6 protein-coding genes are annotated in these 5,414 nt (G+C 62.0%); 5 read left to right on the forward strand and 1 reads right to left on the reverse strand.

Features of this window, described 5'->3' with window-relative positions:
- Positions 1 to 126: 126 nt before the first annotated feature.
- A complete protein-coding gene (yaaA, locus tag ACIQUI_RS28375) occupies positions 127 to 906 on the reverse strand; it encodes a peroxide stress protein YaaA (RefSeq protein ID WP_403204394.1) in 780 nt (259 codons plus the stop codon).
- A gap of 138 nt (positions 907 to 1,044) precedes the next feature.
- Between yaaA and ACIQUI_RS28380 the strand changes: the two genes are divergently transcribed.
- The 5 genes from ACIQUI_RS28380 to moaE all read left to right on the forward strand — a co-directional run bounded on the left by ACIQUI_RS28380 (position 1,045) and on the right by moaE (position 5,212).
- Positions 1,045 to 2,172, forward strand: a complete 1,128-nt coding sequence (locus ACIQUI_RS28380; RefSeq protein WP_403204397.1) for a polysaccharide deacetylase family protein — start codon at positions 1,045 to 1,047, stop codon at positions 2,170 to 2,172.
- A gap of 282 nt (positions 2,173 to 2,454) precedes the next feature.
- Positions 2,455 to 3,849: a PhoH family protein gene (locus ACIQUI_RS28385; RefSeq protein ID WP_391127584.1), complete on the forward strand. Its 1,395-nt coding sequence runs from the start codon at positions 2,455 to 2,457 to the stop codon at positions 3,847 to 3,849.
- Between the two features lie 198 nt (positions 3,850 to 4,047).
- Positions 4,048 to 4,518: a cyclic pyranopterin monophosphate synthase MoaC gene (moaC, locus tag ACIQUI_RS28390; protein WP_085626488.1), complete on the forward strand. Its 471-nt coding sequence runs from the start codon at positions 4,048 to 4,050 to the stop codon at positions 4,516 to 4,518.
- Entirely contained in the window at positions 4,518 to 4,763 is a 246-nt protein-coding gene (gene moaD / locus ACIQUI_RS28395; protein ID WP_403204401.1) for a molybdopterin converting factor subunit 1, read from the forward strand. Before moaC ends, moaD begins: the two co-directional genes overlap by 1 nt.
- Positions 4,764 to 4,765: 2 nt before the next feature.
- Complete coding sequence (moaE, locus tag ACIQUI_RS28400) at positions 4,766 to 5,212, forward strand: molybdopterin synthase catalytic subunit MoaE (protein ID WP_060499776.1); 447 nt, start codon at positions 4,766 to 4,768, stop codon at positions 5,210 to 5,212.
- The last annotated feature ends 202 nt before the right edge of the window (positions 5,213 to 5,414 follow it).

Below are 5,414 nucleotides of genomic sequence, written 5' to 3' on the forward strand. Positions count from 1 at the left end.
CGAGCTTGCTCGCGATGCGCCGCGCGGGCGGCGCTCGGTCTCACAGGCGCTGCATATCTTGCGGCCAACACCTGTCAGCCCTGATGCGATCCCTGCGGCTTTAGCCGCGAAGAGGATCTGGCAGGCTTACTCGCCCGGATGATCCCGCAAAAACACCAGATGGTCCGCCTTGGACTGCTCGGCACTGTAGTAGTACCCCTGCACATCGAACTGCTTGAGCTGTTCCGGGTCGCTGATGCGTTGCTGGATGACGAAGCGGCTCATCATGCCGCGGGCTTTCTTGGCGTAGAAGCTGATGATCTTGTACTGGCCGTTTTTCCAGTCCTTGAAGTCGACGTTGATCACCCGCGCCTTGAGGGCGCTGCGTTTCACTGCGCTGAAGTATTCGTTGCTGGCCAGGTTCAGCAGCACGTCATCGCCCTGTTCGGCCAGGGCCTGGTTCAGCCATTCGCTGATGCGCGTGCCCCAGAAGGCGTACAGGTCCTTGCCGCGGGCGTTGGCCAGCTTGGTGCCCATTTCCAGGCGGTAGGGTTGCATCAGGTCCAGCGGGCGCAGCAGGCCGTACAGGCCCGAGAGCATGCGCAGATGGTCTTGCGCGTAGCTGAAGTCGTCTTCGCCCAGGCTCTCGGCGTCAAGGCCGGTGTACACGTCACCCTTGAACGCCAGCAGCGCCTGCTTGGCATTGGCGGGGGTGAAATCCGGTGTCCAGCTGCCGAAACGGGCGGCATTCAGGCCGGCGAGCTTGTCGGACAGGTGCATCAGTTCGCTGATTTGTGCCGGCGACAGCTCCCGCAGTTGCTGGATCAACTCCTGAGAGTCGTCCAGGTACTGGGGCAGGGTGAAGCGCCCGGTTACCGGCGGGGTATCGTAGTCGAGGGTCTTGGCGGGGGAAATCACCGTCAGCATCGGGTCGGCTCCTGGCATCGTTGGCCGGAGATTCTACGGGCTGGGCGGTGCAAGTCCAAACTATGGCGACGATAGTCACAGACCATGGGGCGTTGCAGGCGCTATAGTTCGCGTTTTGCCGTTGCGGAGCCTTTCACCGTGCGCATTGCCATTGCCTTGCTGGCCGCTCTGTTGAGCCTGGCCGCGCAAGCCGCCCCTTCACCCCAGGTAAGCCTGGACCGCAGCCTTTGGCCCGAGCAACTGGACAGCCCGGCGCTGTTCGATGTGGCCTCGCGTGCCGAGATTCTCTCGTTCGCCCAGGTGCTGCACGAAAGCGAACTGCTGGACGATGCGGCGCTGGCGTCGCGGCTGGGGCTGCGGCAGATCAACCTGCAGAAGGTGCGTCAGGTGAGGGCGCGCATGTGGCAACGGCTGTGGGAAGGTTATGCACAAGCCCAGCGCAGCTGCGAGCAGGATGCATCGTTCTGCTACCCGGTAGCCTCGATGGCGGATTTGCGTACGCAGGCAGCGACGTTCGCTGCGGATGTCGGCACGTTCTATACCAGCTGGATCGAGCCGAGCCACCAGTTCCACGTGCGCTACCTGGACGAACAATTGCGCAAGGCGGCACTGCTGCCGCAGACCAGCAGCGAGGTGGAGCGGTTGTCTTCGCGCGAACGCAATGGTGACGAACTGAACGACCGCATGTTCCTGCTGACCTTCGTCGGCGGGCCCGGGCCGGACGGCGGTAATACCGACCTGCTGACCGATTACCTGCGTCGGCAGAAGCTTCAGGGCACGTTCTTCGTGCTGGGCAACCGCTTGCAGCAACGCCGTGACGCGGGCGCGGCGAATGCGTTGCGCCAACTGTATCGCGCGCAGTGTGTGGGCATTCAAGGCTGGGAATACCGTTCCCATGCCCAGTGGACGGATTGGCAGGACTCGCTGCGGCGCAGCCAGGCGCGGGTGCAGGCCGACCTGCCGGACCAGTATGTGCCGCTGTTCCGGCCGCCTTATGGCCAACGCCGTGCCGATGGCGAGGCGTTCATGGCCAGCCAGCAACTGCGGGTATCGTTGTGGGATATCGATGCCGAAGACGATGGCGCACTGGGCCCGGAGGCTTCGGCGCAGCGCGTGCTGACGCTGATGCTGTTGTGGCGCAAAGGGGTGATCCAGTTCCACGACAGCCTGCCCAAGGCCCAGCCGGCGGTGGAATGGCTGCTGCGTAATACCGCGCAAAGCGGGATCGGCTGGGAGGGTTGCCGGGAATATGGATATAGCGAATAGAGGGTATGACTTCTGACTGTAGTCCCGTCTGGCGCTGCCGCCAAGGCCTCTTCGTCAATCGGAAAAATAAACTTCAAAAAGACGTAAAAATGCTTTTTCCGGTCATGGTTTTTGCGGTATGAAGAAACCAGACAGCCGATTCCTGCAGCACAGGTGGCGTCATCCAGCCCACCTTGCAAGGTTCGCTCCCCGCCCGTAGCAACGCGGATACGGGGAGAACGGCAGTCACTCTGCGGCGCACTAGAGAGTGTGCCGTGTGGCTTCGACATAAGGTGACCGAGTATGGATGACCAAGGACGCAACCCTTCCTCCAGCAAGCCAATCCTCTATGTGCTCGATACCAACGTCCTGATTCACGACCCCAACGCGTTACTGAACTTCGAGGAGCATCATGTCGGCATCCCGATGACGGTGCTGGAGGAACTCGACAAGCTCAAGACCGGTAAACAGACCATCGCCGCCGAATGCCGCCAGGCCATTCGCCTGATCGACCAGACCCTGGGTGATGCTTCACCCAGCGATGTCGAGCAGGGCGTGCCGATCCAGCGCAACAAGAGTGGGCCCAAGGGCTTCCTGTCGATCCTGATGAGCCCGCGCAACGAACCCAGCAAGTTGTTGCCGGAAAACCTCAACGACAACATCATCATCAACACCCTGCTTGAAGTACGCAGCCGGCGCACCGACCTGGATGTGGTGCTGGTTACCAAAGACATCAACATGCGCCTGAAGGCCCGTGCCTGTGGCATTGCGGCCGAGGACTACAGCACCGACCAGTTGGTCGATGACGTGTCCTTGCTGTCCAAGGGCTACCATTCGGTTACCGGCTCGTTCTGGGACCGGGTGAGCAAGGTCGATACCCGCCAGGAGCGCGGCCGCACCTGGCATCGGGTGCAGATGATCGACAACCTGCCAGCCGTGCACATCAACGAGTTCATCATTGATGAGCAGGGCTTCGTCGGCTGGATCAAAGGCATTCGCAACGATGAACTGCTGCTGCTCGACCTGCACCAGGAACCACTGCTGCACCAGGAAGCCTGGGGCCTGAAACCACGCGATATCCACCAGAGCCTGGCGCTGTTCGCCCTGCTTGACCCGGATATCCATCTGGTAAACCTGACCGGCGCCGCCGGTTCCGGCAAGACCATCCTGGCCCTGGCTGCAGCCATCGAACAGACCATGGTCAGCAAGCGCTACCGGCGCATCATTGCCACCCGCAGCGTGCAGGGGCTGGACCAGGAGATCGGCTTCCTGCCGGGCACCGAGGCCGAGAAGATGGAGCCTTGGCTGGGTGCTATCACCGATAACCTCGAAGCCTTGCACATGGACGATGAAAGTACCCATGGCAGTGTGGAATACATCCTTGAGCGCGTGCCGCTGCAGTTCAAGTCGCTGAACTACATTCGTGGTCGCAGCTTCCAGCAAAGCCTGATCCTGATCGACGAGTGCCAGAACCTGACGCCGCACCAGATGAAAACCATCATCACCCGTGCCGGCTCCGGGTCCAAGGTGGTCTGCCTGGGCAACCTGGCGCAGATCGACACCCCTTACCTGTCCGCGACCAGCTCGGGCCTGACCTACCTGACCGAGCGCTTCAAGGACTTCCCCCACGGCGTGCATATCACCCTGCAGGGTGTGCCGCGCTCGGTGCTGGCCGAGTACGCCGAGTCGCATCTGTAACCCCCACCGCCGGGCGGCTCGCCGCCCGGCCTCTTCGCGGGCTCGCCCGCTCCCACAGGTATTGCGCTGTCTTCAGGTCCTGCATTGTACCTGTGGGAGCGGGCGTGCCCGCGAAGAGGCCGGCCCTGGCGACACATACCTCTGCTCAAACCTGACCCACAGGTTTACACTGCGGGTTCCCTTCACAGGAGCAGAGCAGTGCTGACACATCTTGATTCCCAGGGGCGGGCCAACATGGTCGACGTCACTGAAAAGGCCGTGACCGAGCGCGAGGCCACCGCCGAGGCGCGGGTGCGGATGTTGCCGCAGACCTTGCAGATGATCGTCGACGGCGAACACCCCAAGGGCGATGTGTTCGCCGTGGCGCGCATCGCCGGCATCCAGGCGGCGAAGAAAACCAGCGACCTGATCCCGTTGTGCCACCCGCTGATGCTGACCAGCGTCAAGGTCGAACTCAGTGCCGAGGGCCAGGACGCGGTACGTATTGTCGCCCGTTGCAAACTGGCCGGGCAGACCGGTGTGGAGATGGAAGCGCTGACCGCTGCCAGCGTGGCTGCGCTGACGATCTACGACATGTGCAAGGCGGTGGATAAAGGCATGGTCATCGAGCAGGTACGCTTGCTGGAGAAGGTCGGCGGGAAGAGTGGCCACTACAAGGTGCAGGCGTGATGAAGATCAAGGTGATGTATTTCGCCCGTTACCGCGAGCTGCTGGGCGTGGATGCCGAGCGGGTGGAGGGTGAGTTCAAGGTTATTGATGATGTGCGCCAGGCCTTGTTGGGCAAGGGCGGGCAGTATGACCTGCTGGCCGAGCAGAACCTGATGTGTGCGCGCAACGAGGAGCTGTGCAAGCTTGATGAACCCTTGGAAGAGGGTGATGAAGTGGCGTTCTTCCCGCCGGTGACCGGAGGCTGAACATGGCAGTGCGAGTGCAGGAAGGCGCGTTCGACCCGGGAGCCGAGGTCAACGCCATGCATGCGGCCAACGTCGGCGTGGGCGCGGTGGTGGGTTTTGTCGGCTATGTGCGGGATTTCAACGATGGTCGCGAAGTGGCGGGGATGTTCCTGGAGCACTATCCGGGCATGACCGAAAAGGCCTTGGCCAAGATCGTGGTCGAAGCCGAGCAGCGCTGGCCGTTGCTCAAGGTGGAGGTGTTGCACCGCATAGGGGCGCTGGAACCTGGTGAGCCGATTGTATTCGTGGGGGTGGCCAGTGCCCATCGGCAGGCGGCGTTCGATGCCTGCAACTTCATCATGGACTACCTGAAGACCCGGGCGCCGTTCTGGAAGAAGGAGAATACCCAGGAGGGGCCTAGGTGGGTTGAAGGGAAGCAGAGCGACCAGGACGCCGCCGGGCGCTGGTAAGGCAGGACACAGATCGCTTTTGTAGGAGCGGCCTTGTGTCGCGAAAGGGCCGCGCAGCGGCCCCAGCAATCTCTGCATTCATGCTGAAATCCTGGGGCCCCTGCGCGGCCCTTTCGCGACACAAGGCCGCTCCTATGTATGGACTCGCCCACACTGTCTAATTGCTTTTGAACATAGGAACCCGGTTGCATCTATGTATCAG

The sequence above is a fragment of the Pseudomonas sp. NPDC090592 genome, from assembly GCF_044769185.1.
Lineage (GTDB): Bacteria > Pseudomonadota > Gammaproteobacteria > Pseudomonadales > Pseudomonadaceae > Aquipseudomonas.

What these genes read in the sequence shown, in the direction of transcription:
- ACIQUI_RS28385 (WP_391127584.1), top strand. Translation starts at nt 2,455, where the DNA reads ATGGATGACCAAGGACGCAACCCTTCCTCCAGCAAGCCAATCCTCTAT.
- moaE (WP_060499776.1), top strand. Translation starts at nt 4,766, where the DNA reads ATGGCAGTGCGAGTGCAGGAAGGCGCGTTCGACCCGGGAGCCGAGGTC.
- moaD (WP_403204401.1), top strand. Translation starts at nt 4,518, where the DNA reads ATGAAGATCAAGGTGATGTATTTCGCCCGTTACCGCGAGCTGCTGGGC.
- yaaA (WP_403204394.1), bottom strand. Translation starts at nt 906, where the DNA reads ATGCTGACGGTGATTTCCCCCGCCAAGACCCTCGACTACGATACCCCG.